This is a genomic window from Halomonas sp. SIMBA_159, from assembly GCF_046536035.1.
Taxonomy (GTDB): Bacteria; Pseudomonadota; Gammaproteobacteria; order Pseudomonadales; family Halomonadaceae; genus Vreelandella; species Vreelandella venusta_A.
The window spans coordinates 1-277 of sequence record NZ_JAWJBT010000442.1 but is presented as its reverse complement, the minus strand read 5'-3'; the positions used below and the strand labels follow the sequence as shown (position 1 = coordinate 277).

Genomic DNA, 277 nt, shown 5'->3' with positions numbered 1-277 from the left:
CGTGACTTGAGGTGGTGCGAGTAGTGGTTTTTATCTCTACGCCCGTGCCTTCCCATGTGAAGTCCCTTGCCGAGCGGCGCCAGCCATCCCAAGCCTGAACGATTGGCCCGACCTGAGGATCGGCAGCGCGGCGACAAAGAGCGTCGAGTAGGAGCAGTTCCCCGACGAGACCGAGGATCGCGTTCTCGGAGATCTCCATACGATTAATGGCGAGTTCGATCAGCGGCTCGGTGACGGCAAAGGCGCGCTCCAAATCAACGTCAGCCTTCTCGCGCAG

At 60.3% G+C, this 277-nt stretch carries 1 protein-coding gene; it reads right to left on the bottom strand.

Annotation, left to right across the window (positions count from 1 at the left end; translation table 11 throughout):
- Positions 1 to 277, bottom strand: a 277-nt coding sequence (locus R0J87_RS19950; protein ID WP_498888425.1) for a PD-(D/E)XK motif protein, incomplete at both ends; no start/stop codon positions are given.